This is a genomic window from Rhizobium sp. WW22 (assembly GCF_047041135.1).
Classification (GTDB): domain Bacteria; phylum Pseudomonadota; class Alphaproteobacteria; order Rhizobiales; family Rhizobiaceae; genus Rhizobium.
In genome coordinates this window covers 3,428,399-3,450,000 of record NZ_CP178198.1, presented here as the reverse complement: position 1 = coordinate 3,450,000, position 21,602 = coordinate 3,428,399, and the positions used below count along the sequence as shown (strand labels likewise).

The window sequence follows — 21,602 nt, the reverse complement described above, 5'->3', positions numbered from 1 at the left end:
GGCGGCGCGGCGGCTGGCCGGGCGCCTTGCTCAGGCTGCCGGCGGCAATGGCGGCTTTGCCGCTTCTACTCCTCCGCTTGCCGGCGCGCTGCTGCTGCATGCCTTTCCCGATCGGATCGCGCTGCAGCGCGGCGGGCGAGGACGTTTCGTCATGGCCAATGGGCGCGGCGCGGAGCTGCCGGAAACCGAGCGGCTTGCCGGCGCGCAGATGCTTGTCATTGCCGACTTGACCGGACGTGCGGCGCAGGCGCGCATACTGGCGGCGGCGGAGATTTCCCGCGCCGATGTCGAAGAGCATTTGCCGGGCGAGATCCGCACCGAAGATCAAAGCTTTTTCGATAGAGCGAGCCGACAGGTGCGGGCGCGGCGGGCGACAAGGCTCGGCGCCATCATCTTCGAGGAAACGCCCCTGCCCCGCCCCTCCGGTGAACAGGCGGCGAAAGCGCTGACCGAAGGTATTCGCGAACTCGGCATTGACGTCCTGCCTTTCTCCAAGGAAGCGATGCAGCTGCGGGACAGGATCGGCTTCTTATACAGGACGATCGGCGAGCCCTGGCCCGACATGAGCGACGAGGCGCTGCTTGCCCGACTCGACGAATGGTTCACGCCGTTTCAAAGCGATGTGCGCGGCCTCTCCGATATTTCGGCCGGCGGACTCTCCAATGGACTGATGTCGCTGGTGCCGCACGAGCTGCAGCGCGATCTCTCCCGGATGGCGCCGACGCATTTCGAGGCGCCCACCGGTCAGCGCCATCCCATACAATATGACGGCGAAGAGCCGCTGCTCACCATCCGCGTGCAGGAGCTGTTCGGGCTGAAGCAGCATCCGGCCATCGGCGGCGGCAGATTGCCGCTGGTGCTGGAATTGACATCGCCCGCACATCGCCCGATCCAGACGACGCGCGACCTGCCGGGCTTCTGGGCCGGATCCTGGAAGGATGTCCGCGCCGACATGCGCGGCCGCTATCCCAGGCATCCCTGGCCGGAGGATCCGGCCGAGGCCTTGCCGACAACACGCGCCAAGCCACGGGGGACCTGACGATGGCACGCTTCTTCCGGGGACTGGAAAAACTCTCCGAAGCCGAAATGAAGGCACAGGAGGGCCATCATACCAGCCGGCGGCTGAGATTGCAGACGCTGGTGCGGCTGCGCTGGCTGGCAGTCGGCGGCCAGACGGTGACGGTCATGATCGTTGCTTTCTGGCTGAAATTTCCGATGCCGCTTCTCCCATGCTGCGTGCTGATCGCCTGCCTTGCCTGGATCAATTTCTTCCTGACGCTACGCTACCCGCCGACGCACCGGCTGGAACCGCCGGCGGCCTTCGCGCTGCTCAGCCTCGATCTGCTGCAGCTCTGCGGGCTGCTCTTAATCACCGGTGGGCTTTCCAACCCTTTCTCAGCCTTGGTCTGCGTGCCCGTCATCATTTCCTTTGCCTCGCAGCCGATCCGCTACAGCATGCCGCTCATCGGACTTGCGATGATCTGCATTACCGCTCTGGCATTCTCTCCCTTTCCCTTGCCTTGGTATGAAGGCGTTTCGGTCAGCGTGCATAGCGTCATGCAGCTGGGCGTGTGGTGCTCAATTGCCTCCACCATGGCGTTTGCCGCCTTCTATGCCTACCGTGTCTCTATGGAGGCCTCGCAGCTTGCGGATGCTCTTTCAGCGACGGAGCTGGTGCTGCAGCGGGAAAAGCACCTGTCGCAGCTGGATGGGCTGGCGGCAGCGGCCGCACACGAACTCGGCACGCCGCTTGCGACGATCAGCGTCGTCGCCAAAGAGATGGAGCGGGAACTCCGGGAAGACGATCGGTTCCGGGAGGATGTGGCACTGCTGCGCAGCCAGAGCGAGCGTTGCCGCGACATCCTGCGGCGGCTAACGACACTCTCTTCGGAGGATGAGGCGCATATGCGGCGGCTGACCCTGTCTTCGATGATGGAAGAGGTTATCGCGCCGCACCGCGAATTCGGAATCACCCTGGAATTCATCGAGAAGAGCCCGCGGGCGGGCGAACCTGTTCTGTCACGCAATGCCGGCATCATGTACGGCCTCGGCAACCTCATCGAAAATGCGGTCGACTATGCCCGCAAAACTGTGACCGTCACGGTGGAATACACCGCCGAAACTCTGACTATTATCATCGAGGACGATGGCGGCGGGTACTCGCCGGAAATACTGGCGCGGATCGGCGAACCCTATGTCACCTCCCGCCAGCGCGACGACACGGCAGGCGGGCTCGGGCTCGGGCTCTTCATCGCCAAGACCTTGCTGGAACGCTCTGGCGCTACACTTTCCTTTAGCAATCGCGATGCGGAGACGCCGGGAGCGCGCGTCCGCGTCGAATGGCCGCGCGTGTTAATCGACAGTAATTCGACAAAATGATTTTCGCGGCCTAAAACTGCCATCGTCAAAATTGGTTGAATATGCAGGCGGATGGTCGCCGGGATAGAAGATAAAATGACGGATAAGGAAAGCGTGGCCCCGCAAGCAGGGGCCAAGGATGCCGAGGCCCATATCGGCCCGGATGCTACATTGCTGATCGTCGACGACGACGGCCCCTTTCTGCGCCGGCTGGCGCGGGCAATGGAGACACGCGGCTTTGCAGTCGAGACGGCGGAATCCGTCGCGGAAGGCGTTGCCAAATCCAAGGCGACCCCGCCGAAATATGCCGTGGTCGACCTTCGCCTCGGCGACGGCAACGGACTCGACGTGATCGAAGCCATCCGCCAGCGTCGGGACGACACACATATTGTGGTGCTGACGGGCTATGGCAACATCGCGACGGCAGTGACCGCCGTCAAGCTCGGCGCTCTCGACTATCTCGCCAAGCCCGCCGATGCAGACGACGTCTATGCCGCGCTGACGCAGCGCCCCGGTGAAAAGGCCGAAGTGCCCGAAAACCCGATGTCTGCGGACCGCGTGCGCTGGGAGCATATCCAGCGCGTCTATGAAATGTGTGAGCGCAATGTCTCCGAGACGGCCCGACGCCTCAACATGCATCGCCGCACCTTGCAGCGCATCCTTGCCAAGCGGGCGCCGAAATAGAGCATACTTTGCCTCGGGAGAAGGACGCTGTAAGTGCGAGTTGCAAAAATCACTCGAAGCTAGAGCTCCTCGCCCCTCTCATCGGCGTCCCGAGCTATCGAAGGGCGGGCACTAACCAGGGTCGAGCCACCGGTCTCGACCCGTCCTTCGGACCCCTGAGGGGAGAAGGCAAAATCTTTACCCGTTGCCCACTCGGCCAGCATTAGGCGCTGGGCGGCAGCGCGGGAGAAGTTGAGCGTTACCGACTTGCGCGTCGCCGGCGGCAGGCGATGCTCCGGCGCCTCGCGGATCATATGGGCACCATAACCATCTGACAGAAACAGCCCGCAATCTTCCGGGAAGATATCCAGGGGCACGTCCTTGTGCGTCGCGAAGAACATCCGGTCGCAATGCTGCCGGTATTCGGGCCATTTGCGGTCGACGCGGAAATCCTCGATCGAGGTCTTGATCTCGATGATCCAGATCTCGCCCTTTTCCGAAAGGCTGATGAGATCGGCGCGGCGACCGCTGGCGAGCGGCAGCTCGGGTAGCACGGCGTGACGCATGTCGTGCAGTAATAGTTGCACGCCCTTGCGTACAAGCATGGCCCGTTCCGACTGCCGGCCATCTATTAACGGATTGTTATTGTAAACGTTCAAAATCGTCATGAATTGTCTCGGGGACAGGCCTGGCGTTGTTGCAAAAAAACCATGTCCTTCTAATTTGCGCGCCGGCGCTATTTTTGTAGGGCCAGAGCAGCTTGCAAAGCTAAGTTTAATGGAAAATAAACTTTAGACAAAGATGGTTGATAGCCATCCGTTTCCCGCCACGAAAATTCAAGAGACTTCCATGCGCATCCGTAATGCTATGACCGCACTCGGCCTTGTCGCAATGCTCGCATCGGCTGGCTATGCCACCACCGCCGCAGCAGCGCCGGCCGCTACCGCCAATTCGGCTACCGAGACCATCAAGACGTTCGATGGCGATTACGGTGTGACGACCGACAATGGCTTTCAGCTGCCGGCGATCCCGATCCAGAAGGTGAAGCCGCAGTTCCGCCGTCAGATCGTCGAATACAAGACGGATGAGGCCGAAGGCACGATCATCGTCAACACGCGCGAGCGTCACCTCTACTACATCCTCGGCAATGGCGAAGCGATGCGCTACGGCATCGGCGTCGGCAAGCAGGGCTTCTCCTGGTCCGGCACCGCCTATGTTGCCTGGAAGCAGGAATGGCCGAATTGGCATCCGCCGAAGGAAATGGCTGTTCGCCGTCCGGAAATCGCCAAGTACGTCGATGGCGGCATGAACCCGGGCCTGTCGAACCCGCTCGGCGCGCGCGCCATGTATCTCTACAATGAAAAGGGCCAGGACACGCTGTTCCGCCTGCACGGCACGCCGGAATGGGCTTCCATCGGCACCGCCGCCTCCTCCGGCTGCATCCGCCTGATCAATCAGGACGTGATCGATCTCTACAGCCGCGTTCTTCCGGGCCGCAGCACCAAGGTTGTCGTGATCCAGTAATCACTGGGAATTCGCATTGAAAAAGCCGCCGGATATCGTCCGGCGGCTTTTTTGTTTGCGTTTTTCAGCTGCCCTCCGGCAGGCCTATCCGGCCTGCTTTGCCTTCAGCTCGATGCGGCGGCGATGCAGGACCGGTTCGGTATAGCCGTTTGGCTGCTGGCGTCCCTTGAGGACGAGATCGAGCGCTGCCTGGAAGGCGACGGAGTCGTCGAAATTGCCGGCCATGGGAATATAATTGGGATCGTCGGCATTCTGCTGATCGACGACGGCGGCCATACGCTTCATCGTTTCGACAATCTGCGCTTCGCTGATGACCTTGTGGTGCAGCCAATTGGCCATATGCTGCGCCGAGATGCGCAGGGTAGCTCTGTCTTCCATCAAGCCGATATTGTTGATGTCAGGCACCTTGGAGCAGCCGACGCCCTGATCGACCCAGCGCACGACATAGCCGAGAATGCCCTGGCTGTTGTTGTCGATCTCGCGCTGGATTTCCTCCGGCGTCCAGTTCGGCCGCGAGGCGACCGGCACGGAGAGGATGTCTGACAGCTTGGCGCGGGCGCGGCTCTTCAGGCTCTTCTGGACATCGGCGACATTGACGCGGTGGTAATGGGTGGCGTGCAGCGTGGCGGCGGTCGGCGACGGCACCCAGGCGGTGTTGGCGCCGGCCTTGGGATGGGCGATCTTCTGCTCGAGCATGGCGGCCATCAGGTCCGGCATGGCCCACATGCCCTTGCCGATCTGGGCATGGCCGGAAAGGCCGCATTCAAGGCCGATATCGACGTTCCAGTTCTCGTAGGCGCCGATCCAGGCCGCCTGCTTCATATCGCCCTTGCGGATCATCGGGCCGGCTTCCATCGAGCTATGGATCTCGTCGCCGGTGCGATCGAGGAAGCCGGTATTGATGAAGACGACGCGTTCGCGGGCGGCGCGGATGGCTTCCTTGAGGTTGACCGTCGTGCGGCGCTCCTCGTCCATGATGCCCATCTTCATGGTGTTCCTGGGCATGCCGAGCAGGTCTTCGACGCGCGTAAAGATATCGACAGCGAAGGCGACCTCTTCGGGCCCGTGCATCTTCGGCTTGACGACATACATCGAGCCGGTGCGGGAATTCTTGCGGCGGCCGTTCGCGCCGATGTCGTAGAGCGCGATCAGACCGGTGATGGCGGCGTCCATGATGCCCTCCGGCACCTCGTTGCCATCGCGGTCGAGAATGGCTGGATTGGTCATCAGGTGGCCGACATTGCGGACCAGCATCAGAGAGCGGCAATGCAGGTCGAAGGTGCTGCCATCCGGCGCGGTATAAACGACATCGGGGTTCAGCCGGCGCGTGAAGGTCTTGCCGCCCTTGGCGACTTCCTCTGTCAGATCGCCCTTCATCAGGCCGAGCCAGTTGCGATAAACCTCCGCCTTGTCCTCTGCATCGACGGCTGCGATCGAATCCTCGCAGTCCATGATCGTCGTGATTGCCGATTCCAGGCGGACATCGGAAATGCCGGCCGGATCGGACTTGCCGATGGCCGTACCCGTGTCGATGACGATTTCGATATGGATGCCGTTCTGCTTCAGTAGGATATGGGTGGGGGCAGCGGCATCACCGAGATAGCCGGCGAAATGGCTGCCATCGGCCAGCTTCACGGCGCCGCCGTTGGTCGCGATCGCCAAAGCGCCATCTTTGACCGCAAGACCGGTGACATCCTTCCAGCTGGTACCGTCAAGCGGCACGGTGGAATCCAGGAAATCGCGAACCCAGGCGATGACCTTCTCGCCGCGCTTGGGATTGTAACCCCTGCCCTTTTCCGCGCCATCGGTCTCGGGAATGGCATCGGTGCCGTAGAGCGCGTCGTAAAGCGATCCCCAGCGGGCATTGGCCGCGTTCAGGGCATAGCGGGCATTCATGACGGGAACGACGAGTTGCGGGCCGGCGATCTCTGAGATTTCCGGGTCGACATTGGCGGTCGAGATCGTGAAGGCCGGGCCTTCGGGCACGATGTAGCCAATCTCGCGCAGGAAGGCTTCGTAGGCGGCGAGATCGACCGGGGCGCCGTTCTTGCGGTACCAATCGTCAAGTGCTGCCTGCATGCGGTCACGCTTGGCGAGAAGCTCACGGTTCCTTGGCGCGAGATCGTGGACGATCTTGGAAAAGCCGGCGAAGAAGGCCTCCGCATCCACGCCGGAACCGGGCAGCGCCTCCTTGACGAGGAAATCGTAGAGGACCTGTTCGATCTGAAGCCCGTGTTTTTCAATGCGGCTCATGCCATATACTCCTCAAGGCCGTGTTACGGCTCAATTTTTACATGTTGCCACTTTGCTCACGGTTTCACTTCTGTCAATTTGGCAATAGTTCGAAAGATTTATGCCACTCGGGAAATAATTAGTCCGTGGCAATGCGGGGACGGCCGCTGGCGGTGGCAATAAAGCGCGCTTCGATCAGCTTGCGGCTGCCTTCGACCTCCGGCGCATCTACCTGCTCGGCCACCGCAACCACCAGATCCACGGCACCATTCAGCCTTGCCTGCGCCATTGCCGCCTCGATGGCGCGCGAGCGGGCATCGGCGAAGCTCCGATCCTCATTGGTGAAGCGTAGACTTTCGCCGGCGCCGTTCAGCACATAGATGCCATCCTCCGGCATGGTGACGAAAACGGTGACGCTGGTGCGGACCTGGCCGACGACTGCACCGACGGCGTTGGCCACATCCGAATCGCCGGGAATGGCGCTCTCGGTCGCCAGCATCTTCGCGATCGCAGGATAATAGACCGGAGCGGAAGCCCCGAGGCCGACGAGCGGCCGATCGAGCGAAATGGCAAAGCGGGCGATCCCCGGCGCGCGGCGAAGGGCGCGGTCGATGGAGATGGATTTCGCGGGATCCAGATCGGCCACGCCATCTTCAGCAAGGCAGGCGGCGAGAATGACATCGGCCGACTGGCGGGTGAGGCGATCGACGATCTTCTGCGCCAATTCCTCGACAGATTCGGCGATGAGACGTCCCGAACCATCCTTCAGCCGCATCGCCAGAGCGAGCCCAAGGCGGGCAGCCTCTGCATTCCACTGGTTTTGCCCGCCGAGCACGTGCATGGCGTCGGAAGGCGTCAGGCCGCTCAGATGCACGAGGCCTCGCGCGACAAGCCGATCCAAAGTCGCCTTCTGCGACGTCATCGTCAGGAGCTTGTCGAGCGCCACGGGAACGGCGCCGATGCGATCAAACAGCGCCTGCTCTGGTCCGGTAAGGCCGCTTGCCAGATGATCCGGCACGCCGGTGCGCAGCGCAAAGCGGCCGGCGTTGCGGGCGAGATGCGTCGCCCGCAGCTGCTGCTCCAGGACATTCAAGACGGCATCGCCATGCATGTGAGCGGCGAGGCTCAGCGGCAACAAGCGGCGCGGACCGAGTTCGAAGGCGGCGACGAGGCCGCGGTCGTTGATCTTCACTTCGGAATCGCCGCCAAGGCCATAAGTGCGCATGGCAACGGCCTCCACCATGGTGCGATAGCCTCCGACCACGGCACCATCGGCATCCAGACGCGGCCTGCCATCCTCCATGACGGCGACATCGGTGGTGGTGCCGCCGATGTCGGAAACGACGGCATTGTCGAGGCCGGTGAGATAGCGCGCGCCGACGAGGCTTGCCGCCGGACCCGAGAGGATCGTCTCGATCGGGCGGAGCTTGGCTTCATCGGCCGAAATCAAGGCGCCATCGCCGCGCACCACCATCATCGGCGCGGCAATGCCGCGCGTCGCCAGAAACCCTTCGCAGGCGCCGACGAGGCGGTCGATCATCGAGACGAGGCGAGCATTGAGCAGCGTCGTCAGGGCGCGGCGCGGGCCACCCAATTTGGAAGAGAGTTCATGGCTGCAGGTGACCGGCAGATGCGAGATCTCGCGGATGCAATCGCGCACCCTGATTTCATGAGCCGGATTCCGCACGGCGAAATAGCCGGCGACGGCAAAGGACGACACCGACTTCGCCAAATCGGGTAACGCATCGCGCAGCGCCGTCAGATCGAGCGGGTTTTCGCTGCCGTGAACATTGTGGCCGCCGGGGAGGAACAGCACAGGATCGGAGCCCAACGCTTCCGCAAGGCCATTACGCTTGAGATCCTCGGGGCCGAAACCGATCATGACCAGGCCGGCGCGACCGCCCTGCCCTTCCACCAATGCGTTGGTGGCGAGTGTCGTCGACAGCGATACGAGGCCGATGGCCGAAACGGGAATATCGGCCTTGGCGATGACGGCATCGACGGCGCCGGCAATGCCGACGGCCAGATCATGCCGCGTCGTCAGCGATTTCGCCTTGGCGACCACGCCCTCGGTTTCATGGAAGAGAACGGCATCGGTGTAGGTTCCACCCGTATCAATGCCGAGCAGGAAGTGAGATGTCACGACAATATCCAGCCTTGAATGCACTGCGATATCGTTATTGCACCCTTCCGGGCCGGGCCGCTAGCTGGCAAGCGGCAAAAACAGTCCTATCGTCTCGTCACCCGCATCGGCAATCCGCCGCGCGGCTGCGTCGTGAGCTTCTGCACCGGCCAGGGATCGGTCTCATCAGTCAGGTCGAAGCGGAAGCGACGCATCATGACGGCAAGGGCGATGACGGCCTCCTGAAGCGCGAAAGTGGCGCCGATGCAGACGCGCGGACCGGCGCCGAAGGGCAGGTACTGGAAGCGGTTGATCTTCGCGCGGTTCTCCGGAAGAAAGCGCTCCGGCATGAAGGCGCGCGGCTTTTCCCAGTAGAGCTCGTGGCGATGCAGCGTCCAGGGCATGATGAGGACGGTGATTCCCTTCTCCATCGTCACGCGCTCGCCCTTGTCGCTCACCCATTCGTCATCCGCGATGGCGGCGCGATTGATCGACGGAGCCGGCGGATAGAGGCGCATCGCCTCCTCGAAGGCGGCGCGGACGTTCGGCATCAGGTCGAGCCAGGCGACCGGCTCGGCATCGGTTGCCAGCACACGATCGATTTCCTCTTCCATGGCCTCGCGAATATGCGGGCTATTGGCGACGCAATAGAGCGTCCAGGCAAGGGCACGGGCTGTTGTCTCGTGGCCTGCGCCGATGAAAGTGAGGATATTGTCCTCGATCTCCTCCATGGTCAGTCCATCCGGACCGGCCTTTTCGAGCAGCAGCGTCAGAAAATCGTCCGGCGCGCTGGCGCGATCCCGGCGCATCTTGTCCAGCCGCTGATCCATGGTGGTGCGGACGATTCCGCGGAACTTGTCGAGCACGCGCTGGCCGCCGATGCGGGTGATGCGCGGCACCCAGGCAGGGGCGCGCAAAAGATCCATCGGATCGACCCGGCCCATGCGATGCAGGAGCTCATTGACCTCATCGGCGAAATGCTCGCCTTCGGTGACGATCTCGCCGGAAAACAAGGTCTCTGCCAGGATGGCGAAGGTCAATTCGGTCATGTCGGTGGCAATATCGAACACGGCGCCCTCCGCGCCGATGTCCTCGTATTTCTGCAGATATTCCAGGCTCTGGCTCAGCATCTGGCCGGCGAAGCCCTGCGCGTGACGTGGCGTGAACACCGGTGCCACAGCCTTGCGCGAGCGCTTCCAGACCGGCCCTTCCGCCGTCAGCAGGCCATCGCGCAGGATCGGCCGGAGCACGAGCTGGCGGATATCGGCCATGCGATAATTGGCTGCATTATCGACCAGAACATGCTTGATCAGGCCGGGATCGTTGACGATGAGCGTCCGCTCGTTGAAGAACTTCGTCTTGATCCAGGGCAGCGTATAGGACGGCTCGCCCCAGAGTTCGAGCGGTTGCGCAGGATGGTTTTGATGATCGTCCATCGCGATGGCGGAATGGTACGCGGGATCGGCGCCGGCGGAGAGAAGGCTTCCGGAATCATATCCATGGATCAACTCTCCTCGAAATCCGGCGATTGCCGTAACAAACACAGCGGGAGCTGCGTACCCGTTCGATATGGGGAACGCCGCCTGCCAAATCCAGACGATAAAACGTCGCGCTGAGTGCTTACAAAAGCGACTTCAGATCGCTCAGCTTATCATTGATGAGCCAGCCATAGTAATTTTCTTCGGGCCAGACCGGCTGCGAGGAGCCGCGGTTCTTGGCAGCAAGGGCGGCGGCGCGCTTGCGGGAATTGCCGAGATTGTAGAGCGTCGCGGTGACGCCGGGATTGCCTGATATATCCATGCCGGCGATCGAGCGGTAGTCATCGATCGACTTGCGGATCGAGGCCGCGACGAAGGCAAGCGACAGGTCCGGGTCCATGATCGCCTTGTAGACGCCGCCGGCATCCTTCTCGCTGAGCTTCGGGATGCCCGAGGTGCGGCTGACGAGATCCGATAGCTCAAGGGCCGTCAGCGGATTGACCTGGCCGAGGCCGAAAGTCTGACCGGCATAGAAGGGCTGGAAGAAGACCGCGCTGAAACGATTGTCGGGATAGGATGTGCCGCCGACGGTCTTGCCGCGGAAGTCATCTTCCCAGACATCCTCACGGCAGGTCCAGAGGCTGTAGGAATCGCTCTTGCCCTTGCAGGCATCGAATTGCGGCCGCGCAACGAAATCGTCGACGTTTTCGCCATTATAGGCAAAGCGGAAGCTCTGGCCGGCATAGGAGGCAGCCTTGACGTAATAGGACTGCAGGCCATCATAAGCATCGACATTGTAGGTATGCTCGCCGACGAGCGCGCCGATGATGTGGATGGGCTCGATACCATAGGCCCGCGCTGTCGACTTGATCTTTGCCATTAGCTTCGTATCGGTCGCCAGTAATTCGCGGACTTTCTGATACTTGCGCTCAAAGCTCGAATTCGTGCCGCGGGTCCGCCGGACCGAAGCGCCGGGAACCGGCGGCTGCTCGGCATTGCGGTTGCCCGGGGGCACCGCGGTCGCCGCCTCCGCATAGGCTGGTATCCAGGAAAGGCTGACAATTGCCAGAAGAAGAGTGATCAGTATCCGTCGCAAGATGGCTGTCCTGTCGAAGTTTAAACCGATGTTTCCGTGCGGTTGCCTGACGGATAATCTTGGCCGAATAAAGCCACGCGACACAAAGAAACGGGCCCCTAACTAAAAAGTTAACGGCCCGCTGTCGAGTGTTTACTGTCTTAAATCGCTTCTGCCGGCCCGCTTACAGAATGAAGCGGGACAGATCGGTGTTGGTGGCGAGGTCACCGACATGCTCGCGGACATAGGCGGCATCGATGGTTATCGATACCCCGGCGCGATCCGAGGCGTTGTAGGAGATCTCGTCGAGCACCCGCTCCATGACCGTCTGCAGGCGGCGGGCGCCGATATTCTCGACGGTCGAATTCAGATGCACGGCGACATCGGCGAGAGCGTCGATCGCGTCATCCGTGAAGTCGAGCTTCAGGTCTTCCGTTTCCATCAGTGCCTTGTACTGGCGGATGAGGCTTGCCTGCGGCTCCGTCAGGATGCGGCGGAAGTCTTCCTTGGTTAGCGGGCGGAGCTCGACGCGGATCGGCAGGCGGCCCTGCAACTCCGGCAGAAGATCCGAAGGCTTCGAGACATGGAAGGCACCGGAGGCGATGAAGAGGATATGGTCGGTCTTGACCGGGCCATACTTCGTCGACACCGTCGTGCCTTCGACCAGCGGCAGCAGGTCGCGCTGCACGCCTTCGCGGGAGACGCCGGCACCCATGCCACCATCGCGGGCGGCGATCTTGTCGATCTCGTCGAGGAAGACGATGCCGTCATTTTCGGCGGATTGCACGGCTTCGCGCTGGATCGCCTCATTGTCGATCAGCTTGTCGGACTCGTCACGGATCAGCTCCTTGTAGGAATCCTTGACCGTCGTGCGCACCTTCTTCGTGCGGCCGCCCATGGCCTTGCCGAACATTTCGGAGAGGTTGAGTACGCCGATATTGGCGCCGGGCATGCCGGGGATCTCGAAGCCGCCGGGCATGCCGGAGCCGGTATCGGCCACCTCGATATCAATTTCCTTGTCGTCAAGCTGGCCGTCGCGCAGCTTCTTGCGGAAGCTGTCGCGCGTTGCCGGCGAGGCGGTGGCGCCAACCAGCGCATCGAGCACGCGCTCTTCGGCGCTCATATGCGCCTTGGCTTGCACCTCGGCGCGCTTCTTTTCGCGCACCAAACCGATGCCGACTTCGACGAGATCGCGGACGATCTGCTCGACATCGCGGCCGACATAGCCGACCTCGGTGAACTTGGTGGCTTCGACCTTGATGAAGGGGGCGCCCGCGAGCTTCGCAAGGCGGCGGGAGATTTCCGTCTTGCCGACGCCGGTGGGACCGATCATCAAAATGTTCTTGGGCATGACTTCGTCGCGCAGCTCAGGCTCAAGCTGTTGGCGACGCCAGCGGTTGCGCAGCGCAATCGCCACGGCGCGCTTGGCCTCATGTTGGCCGACAATATAGCGATCGAGCTCGGAAACGATCTCGCGGGGGGAAAAAGTGGTCATTTCGTATGTTCCCTATCAGGGCTAGAAACTATCAAGAGAGGAACTTATTGGGCTTCGGCATCGAGCGTTTCGACGACCACATTGTGGTTCGTGTAGACGCAAATGTCGGCGGCGATATCGAGGGCGCGGCGGGCGACGTCTTCAGCCGATTTGTCGCTATCCATCAGCGCACGGGCAGCAGCGAGGGCGAAATTGCCGCCGGAGCCGATTGCCATGGCGCCGTGTTCGGGCTCAAGCACATCGCCGTTGCCGGTGATGGCGAGCGTTATGTTCTTGTCGGCAACCAGCATCATGGCTTCGAGATTGCGCAGATATTTGTCGGTGCGCCAGTCCTTGGCGAGCTCGACGGCGGCGCGCATCAGTTGGCCGGGATATTGTTCGAGCTTCTTTTCAAGCCGTTCGAGCAGCGTGAAGGCATCGGCAGTCGCGCCGGCGAAACCGGCGATTACATCGCCCTTGCCGATGCGGCGAACCTTGCGCGCATTGCCCTTCATCACGGTCTGGCCAAGGCTGACCTGGCCATCGCCAGCCATCACGACCTTGCCGTCCTTGCGAATAGTCACGATTGTCGTCATTTAACACCTGTTTGCCCCCGTTTCGGCGGGCTTTCTGCCGGGCCGCGTATCGGCCCCGTCAGCACCTATGTAAGAGGGGTTTTGGCGATTGCAAATGGCAACCGCGCCCGAATAATGGCGGCAAGCCGGCTAAACGCGTAAGGCCCTTGCGTAACTTCTGGATATTTCCCGATACGCCTGATAAGGAACGGCCGTATTCCGATGGAGCAGCCCATGGCAGAGACCGCAGCGAGCCGCACGGCAAGCGTTTCCCGCAAGACCAACGAGACCTCGGTCTCCGTTTCCGTCAACATCGACGGCAGCGGCAAATCGACGATTTCGACGGGTGTCGGCTTCTTCGACCATATGCTGGAACAGCTGTCGCGACATTCGCTGATCGACATGGAGATCGACACCAAGGGCGACCTGCATGTCGACGATCATCATGCCGTCGAGGATACCGGCATCGCGATCGGCCAGGCGATTGCCAAGGCGCTGGGCGACCGGCGCGGCATCACGCGCTACGCTTCGATCGACCTCACCATGGACGAGACCATGACGAAGGCGGCCGTCGATCTCTCGGGCCGGCCCTTCCTCGTCTGGAACGTCTCGTTCAGCGCGCCGAAGATCGGCACCTTCGATACCGAACTGGTGCGCGAATTCTTCCAGGCGCTGGCGCAGAATGCCGGCATCACCTTGCATATCCTCAACCATTATGGCGCCAACAATCACCATATAGCCGAGACATGCTTCAAGGCCGTTGCGCGCGCATTGCGTACCGCAACCGAGATCGATCCGCGGCAGGCAGGCCGGGTGCCCTCGACGAAAGGCACGCTCGCCTGAGCCCCGAACTGGGGAATTGAGGAAATGGCAAGCTATCTGATTTTGACTCCGCCTGGAGCGACGAACCGATCCGAAGCATCGGATCGGTATCGCGACGAAACACGATTCATCCGCGACGGCTTTTCATGGACGGCTTTCCTGTTTCCGACGCTCTGGATGCTCTTCCACCGGCTTTGGCTGTACGCGATCGCCGTCGTTCTGCTGCAGGGTATTGCGCTGGAACTGATGCGTCAGCCGGGCTTTTTCGCCGCGGGGGCAACACTTTTGCTTGGCGTGCATGTTCTTGTCGCTCTGGAAGGCCCGCATGCGATCAGCGAGCGTCTCATCGGCCGCGGCTGGAAGGTTGAAAACCTCGTCTCTGCACCCGATCTGGCAACTGCAGAGCAAATCCACTTTTCCGAACTTGAGCAGCAGCCAAACCGGAATATCCGTTCCGAAAATTGGGATATCCCGGCCAAAAACACCAATACCAGCCGCCCAGGCCCGAGCTTCGGCCTTCCCGGCTATGACGGAGGACGCTGACCATGCGGGTCGCGATTATCGACTATGGTTCCGGCAATCTGCGCTCGGCCACCAAGGCTTTCGAGCGAGCTGCCCGCGAGGCAGGTATCGACGCCGAGATCGACCTGACCGATGATGCCGAGCGCGTTGCCACCGCGGATCGCATCGTGCTTCCCGGCGTCGGCGCCTATGCCGATTGCCGGCATGGCCTCGATGCCGTGCCCGGCATGGCAGAAGCCGTCGCCGACGTCGTGGAACACAAGGCCCGCCCCTTCCTTGGCATCTGCGTCGGCATGCAGCTGATGTCGTCGCGCGGGCTGGAAAAGACGATCACGAAAGGCTTCGGCTGGATCAAGGGTGACGTCAAGGAAATGACGCCGAGCGATCCCAACCTGAAAATCCCGCAGATCGGCTGGAATACGCTGGATCTCCGCCACCCGCATGCGCTGTTCGACGGCATACCCACAGGCCCCGACGGGCTGCACGCCTATTTCGTCCATTCCTATCATCTGGCAGCCGACCACGGCGACGACGTCATCGCGACCACAAGCTATGGCGGCGCGATGACCGCCTTCGTCGGTCGCGACAATATGGCCGGCTCGCAGTTCCATCCGGAAAAGAGCCAGAAGCTCGGCCTTGCCCTGATCGCCAATTTCCTGCGCTGGAAGCCGTAAGGCTCGCGCTTCAAGGACAGACATCATGATTCTTTTTCCTGCTATCGACCTAAAAGACGGCCAATGCGTGCGCCTCAAGCTCGGCGACATGGAGCAGGCGACCGTCTACAACCCCGATCCCGGTGCCCAGGCGAAAGCCTTTGAAGACCAGGGCTTCGAATGGCTACATGTCGTCGATCTCAACGGCGCCTTCGCTGGCGAGACCGTCAACGGCGCCGCCGTCGATGCCATTCTTAAGGCGACGAAGAACCCGGTGCAGCTCGGCGGCGGTATCCGCACGCTCGACCACATCGAAAACTGGCTGTCGCGCGGGCTTGCCCGCGTTATCCTCGGCACCGTGGCAGTGCGCGATCCAGCGCTTGTCGTCGAAGCCTGCCGGCGTTATCCGGGCCATATTGCTGTCGGCATCGATGCCAAGGGCGGCAAGGTGGCGGTTGAGGGCTGGGCCGAAGCCTCCGAACTCGGCGTCATCGAACTCGCCAGGAAATTCGAAGGTGTCGGCGTTGCCGCGATCATCTACACCGACATCGACCGCGACGGCATCTTGACCGGCATCAACTGGGCCTCGACGCTGGAACTGGCCGATGCCGTTTCCATCCCCGTCATCGCTTCCGGTGGGCTTGCCTCGCTCGACGATATCAAGCGCATGATCCAGCCGGACGCCCGCAAACTGGAAGGTGCGATTTCCGGCCGCGCGCTTTATGATGGCCGGATCGATCCGAAAGAAGCACTGGCGCTGATCAAGCAGGCCAAGGAGGCAGCGCAATGACCCTGAAAGCCCGCGTCATCCCCTGCCTCGACGTCAAGGACGGCCGCGTCGTCAAGGGCGTCAACTTCGTCAATCTTATCGATGCCGGCGATCCGGTCGAGGCTGCCAAGGCCTATGACGCCGCCGGTGCTGACGAGCTATGCTTCCTCGACATCACGGCCTCTTCCGACAATCGCGACACCATTTTCGATGTTGTCGCCCGCACCGCCGAGCAGTGCTTTATGCCCGTTACGGTCGGCGGCGGCGTGCGCACCATTGCCGATATCCGCAAGCTGCTGCTCTGCGGCGCCGACAAGGTTTCGATCAACTCGGCGGCGGTCAACAATCCCGATTTCGTGGCTGAAGCGGCCGACAAGTTCGGCAACCAGTGCATCGTGGTATCCATCGATGCCAAGCGGCGGCGGACCGAGGCGCTCGGCGGCGACAATCTGAGCGCCTGGGAAATCTACACCCACGGCGGCCGCATTGCGACCGGCATCGATGCCGTCGATTTTGCCCGCAAGATGGTCGAGCGCGGTGCCGGCGAGCTGCTTGTCACCTCCATGGACCGCGACGGCACCAAGGTCGGCTACGATCTGGAGCTGACACGGGCGATTGCCGATGCGGTGCGCGTGCCGGTTATCGCCTCAGGCGGCGTCGGCGATCTCGACGACCTCGTTGCCGGCGTCAAGGAAGGCCATGCGACGGCGGTGCTTGCCGCTTCGATCTTCCACTTCGGCACCTATTCGGTGGGCGAGGCAAAGCGCTATATGGCCGAGCGCGGCATTCCGATGCGGCTGGATTAGGAGACAGCGGACCAATGAGCGGATTTACCCTTTCCGACCTCGAACGAATCATCGAGGAACGCTCCAAGGCTTCGCCGGACGAATCCTGGACGGCGAAGCTTTTCGCCGCCGGCCAGCCGAAGGCAGCGAAGAAACTGGGCGAAGAAGCGATCGAAGCCGTGATGGCCGCGGTCACCAACGATCGCGACAACCTCGCCTACGAGGCGGCCGATCTGCTATATCATCTTTTAGTCGTATTGAAGATTGCCGGCATTCCGTTAGAGAATGTCATGGGTGAGCTCGAAAGGCGCACCGCCCAATCCGGCCTTCAGGAAAAGGCCAGCCGGTAAGAACGCGATGACAATAGCGACCAAGAGCGAGCCCGCGCCCGAGACACTCGATATTTTCGAGGCGAAGGCCTATTCGCCGTACTACTTCTTTTCCTCGGAAGAATGGGCGAAATTCCGGGCCGACACGCCGCTGACGCTGACATCAGACGAAGTGAAGCGACTGCGCTCCATGGGCGACCCGATCGATCTTGACGAAGTCAGGCGCATCTATCTGTCGCTGTCGCGGCTTTTGTCCTCGCATGTGGAATCCTCGCAGATCCTGTTCGAGCAGCGCAACCGCTTCCTCAGCCTCTCCGATATTGCTAAGACGCCCTTCGTCATCGGCATCGCCGGTTCGGTCGCCGTCGGCAAGTCCACGACAGCTCGTATCCTGAAAGAATTGCTGGGCCGCTGGCCGTCGAGCCCGAAGGTCGATCTGGTCACCACGGACGGCTTTCTCTATCCGAACGCCGAATTGCAGCGCCGCAACCTGATGCAGCGCAAGGGCTTTCCGGAAAGCTACGATACCGCAGCACTGCTGCGTTTCCTCTCGGCGATCAAGGCCGGCCAGCCGAATGTGCAGGCACCTTCTTATTCGCACCTCGTCTACGACGTGCTGCCGAATGAATTCAAGACGGTCGACCGCCCGGATATCCTGATCTTCGAGGGCATCAACGTGCTGCAATCGCGGCATCTGCCGGCCGATGGCAAGATCGTGCCGATGGTCTCCGATTTCTTCGATTTCTCGATCTATATCGATGCCGACGAGGAGCTCATCCACAACTGGTATGTCGCCCGCTTCATGCGACTGCGGGAGACCGCCTTCCGCGATCCCAACTCCTTCTTCCATCGCTATGCCTCGATCAGCGAGGAAGAGGCGCTGGCGATCGCCGAGGGGCTCTGGAAGAACATCAACCTGAAGAACCTGCGCCAGAATATCCTGCCGACGCGCCCGCGTGCCGATCTTATCCTGCAGAAGGGCAAGAATCATCTGATCGAGCAGGTGGCGCTCAGAAAGCTCTGAGGCTCAGGGCTGAACACGCCGTAACGTCAGATTGATACGTCCGCCATTCTTCAGCAATGTCGACGTTGCCGGATAGATGCGATCGACGCCGTGGAAGCACAGCCTGCCCTCGCCGCCGAGTACGACGATATCGCCGCTCGCGAGCTTGAAGGATAGCGTGCGATCGTTGCGGTTGAGACCTCCGACCCGAAAGAGGCAGGTATTGCCGAGCGAGACCGATAGCACGGGCGCCTTGAGATCCTGTTCGTCGCGATCCTGATGCAGGCCCATGCGGGCATCGTCGCCATAGAAATTGACGAGGCAGGCTTCCGGCGGCTTTTCATAGCCAGCTATATCGCGCCAGAGATCGAGCAATTGCGGCGGCATAGCTGGCCATGGGCGACCGGTGACCGGATGGGTCGGCTGATAGCGATAGCCGCGCTGCTTGTCCGTCACCCAGCCGAGCGAACCGCAATTGGTCATGCGCACGGACATCTCCTTGCCGGTACCCGGCATGACCGGTATGTAGAGCGGCGCCTCTGCCACAACGGCGCGGATCGTCTGGACGAGCGCTTCCTGGGTAGGGCGGTCGAGATATCCGGGGAGATGGCGAGTTCCGTTGGGGAGCAGCATTTTGGTTTCCTGCAATCGTGCTGATCAGGTGAGCATATCATTGCCGCGCTATTGTGCCTGGCCCTCACCCCCGCCCTCTCCCGCAAGCGGGACGAGGGGGTTTACCCTGCCCCAAGCCAGCCGCCGCAACTGAGAGTCTTGTTGTTTCGCTGTGTCGTCCCTTCTCCCCGCATGCGGGGAGAAGGCTAGGATGAGGGGCCAGGCAGACAGCGTCCACAAAACTGAACTCGCCCGACAAGCTACAATTTTACCCAGCCAAGCCAAAACTGCAGCCCGAAAACCAAATCTAGTCGCCGCCGACCTTGCCGCGCATCTTCTTGACCTCGGAGCGTCCGGATTTCTCCTTCAGCCGGCGCTCGATCGATCCCTTTGTCGGCTTGGTCTTTCGCCGCGGCGGCGGCGGCGGGGCGGCGGCTTCGAGGATCAGTTCCTTCAGCCGCTCGCGGGCGTCCTCGCGATTGCGGTCCTGGCTGCGGAAGCGGCTGGCCTCGATCATCAGAACGCCTTCCTTGGACACACGACGGCCGGCGAGCCGGATCGCATTCGCCTTGACGCGCTCGGTCAACGCGGGAGAATTCTGGAGATTGAAGAAAAGCTGGACCGCGGTCGCGACCTTGTTGACGTTTTGACCGCCAGGACCGCCCGCCAGAACGAATTGTTCCGTCAGTTCCCAGCCGGCAATGGTGATCCGGTCGTTAATGTAAAGCGCGTCGCTGGCCATGATTTTCTCCGCGCCTGTCTATCCCACATTGCATTGCGGTTGAAAACCACTGCCAGACAAAATGAAACCCGGCGAACTAGTCGCCGGGTTTCACGTGAGTCATTCCCGTTCTGGATGTTTATTCGGCTGCGACGCGGATTCCCGGTGCCGCATCGCGGACGTTGCCGTCCACATGATCCTCGAACTTGGCGAAGTTGGTGACGAACATCTGCACCAGCTTCTTAGCCTGCGCATCATAGGCTTCGCCATCGGCCCAGGTGGAGCGCGGGTCTAGAATGGCCGTATCGACACCTTCGACGGCCACCGGAACCGCAAAGCCGAAATTCGCATCGATGCGGAATTCGACATTATCGAGATCGCCCTTGAGAGCGGCGGCCAACAGCGCGCGCGTCGCCTTGATCGGCATACGGCGTCCCGTGCCGTAAGCGCCGCCGGTCCAGCCGGTGTTAACCAGCCAGCAACGAGCGCCGTGGCGGGCGATCAGCTCCTTGAGGAGATTGCCGTATTCGGCCGGATGGCGCGGCATGAAGGGAGCGCCGAAGCAGGTCGAGAAGGTCGCTTCCGGCTCGACGACGCCCTTTTCCGTGCCGGCGACCTTGGCGGTGTAGCCGGACAGGAAGTGGTACATCGCCTGATCCGGTGTCAGCTTGGCAATCGGCGGCATGACGCCGAAAGCGTCCGCCGTCAGCATGATGATCGTCTCAGGATGACCGGTGATACCGGATTCCGAGGCATTCGGGATGAAATGCAGCGGGTAGGCGCTGCGGGTGTTTTCCGTCAGCGAGCCATCGTCGAGATCCGGGCGGCCATGCTCGTCGAGCACGACGTTTTCCAAGACGGTGCCGAAACGGCGCGTCGTGGCATAGATTTCCGGCTCGGCTTCTGCCGAAAGGCGGATGGTCTTGGCATAGCAGCCGCCTTCGAAGTTGAAGATGCCGTTTTCACCCCAGCCGTGCTCGTCGTCCCCAATCAGCGTACGGGTGGGATCAGCCGACAGCGTTGTCTTGCCAGTGCCCGACAGGCCGAAGAAGATCGCGGCATCGCCTTCAGGGCCGACATTGGCCGAGCAATGCATAGGCATGACGCCGCGCTCGGGCAGCATGTAGTTCAGCGCCGTGAATACCGATTTCTTCATCTCGCCGGCATAGGAGGTGCCGCCGATCAGGACGATGCCATTGACGAAATCGCAGGCGATCACCGTTTCGGTGCGGCAACCATGGCGCTCCGGATCTGCACGGAAGCTTGGCAGGTCGATGATCGTCAGCTGCGGTACGAAGCTTTCGAGCTTAGAGCGATCGGGGCGGATCAGCAGGTTGCGGATGAACAGCGAATGCCAGGCGAATTCGGTGATGACGCGCGTCGGCAGAGCATATTCGACATCGGCGCCGCCGATCAGATCCTGCACGAAAAGGTCCTTGCCGCGGGCATGCGCCAGCATGTCCTCGTGCAGCAGCGCGAAATGCTCCGGCGACATCGGCTTGTTGTTGTCCCACCAGATCTGGTCTTCGGTGGTGGCGTTGCGCACCACGAACTTGTCCTTCGGCGAACGGCCGGTGTGCTGTCCGGTCAAGGCCCTGAGCGCGCCGTGGGCGGTCAGATCGGCTTCGCAACGGCGAATCGCCTCTTCGTAAAGATGAGCCTCCATGAGGTTGTAACGCACACTGGCGGCGGCTCCCAGGCCGATCGATCCCAGTTCAGTCGCGGGATTGCGGACGCCGAATTGCTCCATCACTTTTTCCTCTACAAGGGGCTTGGCCGTTAGAATTATCTAAAGCGTAGAGGGGTCTTTTTAAAAGCACAAGAGCCTGCCGTGAGAAATATTTAATGATATCAGTTATTTAATCGATTTAAATAAATTTCCATA

Annotated in this window: 20 protein-coding genes and 1 pseudogene (1 of these 21 cut by a window edge); 11 read left to right on the top strand and 10 right to left on the bottom strand. The window is 61.4% G+C overall.

Translation table 11 applies throughout. The features are described 5' to 3' along the window. The 3 genes from hrpB to ACK83U_RS16750 all read left to right on the top strand — a co-directional run. Positions 1-1,039 carry the end of an ATP-dependent helicase HrpB gene (hrpB, locus tag ACK83U_RS16760; protein ID WP_112607026.1) on the top strand. 1,427 nt of this gene lie to the left of the window's left edge, so 1,039 of the gene's 2,466 nt are visible here — the last part of the coding sequence; its start codon lies beyond the left edge, outside the window; it ends in the stop codon at positions 1,037-1,039. Positions 1,040-1,086: 47 nt separating this feature from the next. Then, positions 1,087-2,379: an ActS/PrrB/RegB family redox-sensitive histidine kinase gene (locus ACK83U_RS16755; protein ID WP_412474862.1), complete on the top strand. Its 1,293-nt coding sequence runs from the start codon at positions 1,087-1,089 to the stop codon at positions 2,377-2,379. Positions 2,380-2,454: 75 nt separating this feature from the next. Beyond that, complete coding sequence (locus ACK83U_RS16750) at positions 2,455-3,042, top strand: ActR/PrrA/RegA family redox response regulator transcription factor (protein WP_015338224.1); 588 nt, start codon at positions 2,455-2,457, stop codon at positions 3,040-3,042. Positions 3,043-3,101: 59 nt separating this feature from the next. Here the strand turns inward: ACK83U_RS16750 and ACK83U_RS16745 are convergent, their stop codons facing one another. Continuing rightward, positions 3,102-3,689: an MmcB family DNA repair protein gene (locus ACK83U_RS16745; RefSeq protein ID WP_412474681.1), complete on the bottom strand. Its 588-nt coding sequence runs from the start codon at positions 3,687-3,689 to the stop codon at positions 3,102-3,104. 181 nt (positions 3,690-3,870) lie between these two features. Here ACK83U_RS16745 and ACK83U_RS16740 point away from each other — a divergent pair, with 181 nt between their 5' ends. Continuing rightward, complete coding sequence (locus ACK83U_RS16740; RefSeq protein ID WP_112338657.1) at positions 3,871-4,545, top strand: L,D-transpeptidase; 675 nt, start codon at positions 3,871-3,873, stop codon at positions 4,543-4,545. A gap of 84 nt (positions 4,546-4,629) precedes the next feature. Here ACK83U_RS16740 and ACK83U_RS16735 read toward each other — a convergent pair whose 3' ends face one another. The 6 genes and pseudogenes from ACK83U_RS16735 to hslV all read right to left on the bottom strand — a co-directional run bounded on the left by ACK83U_RS16735 (position 4,630) and on the right by hslV (position 13,522). Further along, on the bottom strand, positions 4,630-6,798 hold the full coding sequence (locus ACK83U_RS16735; protein WP_112607022.1) for a malate synthase G: 2,169 nt from the start codon (positions 6,796-6,798) through the stop codon (positions 4,630-4,632). A gap of 118 nt (positions 6,799-6,916) precedes the next feature. Continuing rightward, positions 6,917-8,920, bottom strand: a complete 2,004-nt coding sequence (locus tag ACK83U_RS16730) for a hydantoinase/oxoprolinase family protein (protein ID WP_112607068.1) — start codon at positions 8,918-8,920, stop codon at positions 6,917-6,919. 86 nt (positions 8,921-9,006) lie between these two features. Continuing rightward, positions 9,007-10,400: pseudogene (locus ACK83U_RS16725) on the bottom strand (cytochrome P450). 119 nt (positions 10,401-10,519) lie between these two features. Continuing rightward, positions 10,520-11,473: a DUF1402 family protein gene (locus ACK83U_RS16720; protein ID WP_112607018.1), complete on the bottom strand. Its 954-nt coding sequence runs from the start codon at positions 11,471-11,473 to the stop codon at positions 10,520-10,522. Positions 11,474-11,636: 163 nt separating this feature from the next. After that, positions 11,637-12,947, bottom strand: coding sequence for an ATP-dependent protease ATPase subunit HslU (hslU, locus tag ACK83U_RS16715; protein ID WP_075853300.1), 1,311 nt, complete (start codon positions 12,945-12,947; stop codon positions 11,637-11,639). A 44-nt stretch (positions 12,948-12,991) separates the two neighbouring features. Then, the gene (hslV, locus tag ACK83U_RS16710; RefSeq protein ID WP_112338568.1) at positions 12,992-13,522 is read right to left on the bottom strand and encodes an ATP-dependent protease subunit HslV; all 531 of its coding nucleotides are present in this window, start codon (positions 13,520-13,522) and stop codon (positions 12,992-12,994) included. Positions 13,523-13,735: 213 nt separating this feature from the next. Here hslV and hisB point away from each other — a divergent pair, with 213 nt between their 5' ends. The 7 genes from hisB to coaA are packed head-to-tail and all read left to right on the top strand — an operon-like array spanning position 13,736 to position 18,405. Then, positions 13,736-14,344, top strand: coding sequence for an imidazoleglycerol-phosphate dehydratase HisB (hisB, locus tag ACK83U_RS16705; protein WP_112607016.1), 609 nt, complete (start codon positions 13,736-13,738; stop codon positions 14,342-14,344). A gap of 24 nt (positions 14,345-14,368) precedes the next feature. After that, the gene (locus ACK83U_RS16700; RefSeq protein ID WP_112607014.1) at positions 14,369-14,866 is read left to right on the top strand and encodes a DUF2628 domain-containing protein; all 498 of its coding nucleotides are present in this window, start codon (positions 14,369-14,371) and stop codon (positions 14,864-14,866) included. Between the two features lie 2 nt (positions 14,867-14,868). Then, positions 14,869-15,519, top strand: coding sequence for an imidazole glycerol phosphate synthase subunit HisH (hisH, locus tag ACK83U_RS16695; RefSeq protein WP_112414765.1), 651 nt, complete (start codon positions 14,869-14,871; stop codon positions 15,517-15,519). A gap of 25 nt (positions 15,520-15,544) precedes the next feature. Beyond that, a complete protein-coding gene (hisA, locus tag ACK83U_RS16690; RefSeq protein WP_112607010.1) occupies positions 15,545-16,288 on the top strand; it encodes a 1-(5-phosphoribosyl)-5-[(5-phosphoribosylamino)methylideneamino]imidazole-4-carboxamide isomerase in 744 nt (247 codons plus the stop codon). After that, on the top strand, positions 16,285-17,073 hold the full coding sequence (hisF, locus tag ACK83U_RS16685) for an imidazole glycerol phosphate synthase subunit HisF (protein WP_112607008.1): 789 nt from the start codon (positions 16,285-16,287) through the stop codon (positions 17,071-17,073). The genes hisA and hisF overlap by 4 nt, the downstream gene beginning before the upstream one ends. 14 nt (positions 17,074-17,087) lie before the next feature. Then, complete coding sequence (locus tag ACK83U_RS16680; protein ID WP_112607006.1) at positions 17,088-17,402, top strand: phosphoribosyl-ATP diphosphatase; 315 nt, start codon at positions 17,088-17,090, stop codon at positions 17,400-17,402. A gap of 7 nt (positions 17,403-17,409) precedes the next feature. Beyond that, positions 17,410-18,405, top strand: a complete 996-nt coding sequence (coaA, locus tag ACK83U_RS16675) for a type I pantothenate kinase (RefSeq protein WP_112400225.1) — start codon at positions 17,410-17,412, stop codon at positions 18,403-18,405. Positions 18,406-18,408: 3 nt separating this feature from the next. On the opposite strand, the gene ACK83U_RS16670 is transcribed toward coaA, so the two are convergent. From ACK83U_RS16670 to ACK83U_RS16660, 3 genes are all read right to left on the bottom strand, one after another. Beyond that, positions 18,409-19,017: an alpha-ketoglutarate-dependent dioxygenase AlkB gene (locus tag ACK83U_RS16670; protein WP_112607004.1), complete on the bottom strand. Its 609-nt coding sequence runs from the start codon at positions 19,015-19,017 to the stop codon at positions 18,409-18,411. Positions 19,018-19,303: 286 nt separating this feature from the next. Then, positions 19,304-19,738 (bottom strand): alternative ribosome rescue aminoacyl-tRNA hydrolase ArfB, encoded by a 435-nt coding sequence (gene arfB, locus ACK83U_RS16665; protein ID WP_112607002.1) that lies wholly within the window; start codon positions 19,736-19,738, stop codon positions 19,304-19,306. Positions 19,739-19,856: 118 nt separating this feature from the next. Next, the gene (locus ACK83U_RS16660) at positions 19,857-21,467 is read right to left on the bottom strand and encodes a phosphoenolpyruvate carboxykinase (protein WP_112607000.1); all 1,611 of its coding nucleotides are present in this window, start codon (positions 21,465-21,467) and stop codon (positions 19,857-19,859) included. Between the last annotated feature and the right edge of the window lie 135 nt (positions 21,468-21,602).

What these genes read in the sequence shown, in the direction of transcription:
- ACK83U_RS16755 (WP_412474862.1), top strand. Translation starts at nt 1,087, where the DNA reads ATGAAGGCACAGGAGGGCCATCATACCAGCCGGCGGCTGAGATTGCAG.
- ACK83U_RS16750 (WP_015338224.1), top strand. Translation starts at nt 2,455, where the DNA reads ATGACGGATAAGGAAAGCGTGGCCCCGCAAGCAGGGGCCAAGGATGCC.
- ACK83U_RS16745 (WP_412474681.1), bottom strand. Translation starts at nt 3,689, where the DNA reads ATGACGATTTTGAACGTTTACAATAACAATCCGTTAATAGATGGCCGG.
- ACK83U_RS16740 (WP_112338657.1), top strand. Translation starts at nt 3,871, where the DNA reads ATGCGCATCCGTAATGCTATGACCGCACTCGGCCTTGTCGCAATGCTC.
- ACK83U_RS16735 (WP_112607022.1), bottom strand. Translation starts at nt 6,798, where the DNA reads ATGAGCCGCATTGAAAAACACGGGCTTCAGATCGAACAGGTCCTCTAC.
- hslU (WP_075853300.1), bottom strand. Translation starts at nt 12,947, where the DNA reads ATGACCACTTTTTCCCCCCGCGAGATCGTTTCCGAGCTCGATCGCTAT.
- hslV (WP_112338568.1), bottom strand. Translation starts at nt 13,522, where the DNA reads ATGACGACAATCGTGACTATTCGCAAGGACGGCAAGGTCGTGATGGCT.
- hisB (WP_112607016.1), top strand. Translation starts at nt 13,736, where the DNA reads ATGGCAGAGACCGCAGCGAGCCGCACGGCAAGCGTTTCCCGCAAGACC.
- ACK83U_RS16700 (WP_112607014.1), top strand. Translation starts at nt 14,369, where the DNA reads ATGGCAAGCTATCTGATTTTGACTCCGCCTGGAGCGACGAACCGATCC.
- hisH (WP_112414765.1), top strand. Translation starts at nt 14,869, where the DNA reads ATGCGGGTCGCGATTATCGACTATGGTTCCGGCAATCTGCGCTCGGCC.
- hisA (WP_112607010.1), top strand. Translation starts at nt 15,545, where the DNA reads ATGATTCTTTTTCCTGCTATCGACCTAAAAGACGGCCAATGCGTGCGC.
- hisF (WP_112607008.1), top strand. Translation starts at nt 16,285, where the DNA reads ATGACCCTGAAAGCCCGCGTCATCCCCTGCCTCGACGTCAAGGACGGC.
- ACK83U_RS16680 (WP_112607006.1), top strand. Translation starts at nt 17,088, where the DNA reads ATGAGCGGATTTACCCTTTCCGACCTCGAACGAATCATCGAGGAACGC.
- coaA (WP_112400225.1), top strand. Translation starts at nt 17,410, where the DNA reads ATGACAATAGCGACCAAGAGCGAGCCCGCGCCCGAGACACTCGATATT.
- ACK83U_RS16670 (WP_112607004.1), bottom strand. Translation starts at nt 19,017, where the DNA reads ATGCTGCTCCCCAACGGAACTCGCCATCTCCCCGGATATCTCGACCGC.
- arfB (WP_112607002.1), bottom strand. Translation starts at nt 19,738, where the DNA reads ATGGCCAGCGACGCGCTTTACATTAACGACCGGATCACCATTGCCGGC.
- ACK83U_RS16660 (WP_112607000.1), bottom strand. Translation starts at nt 21,467, where the DNA reads ATGGAGCAATTCGGCGTCCGCAATCCCGCGACTGAACTGGGATCGATC.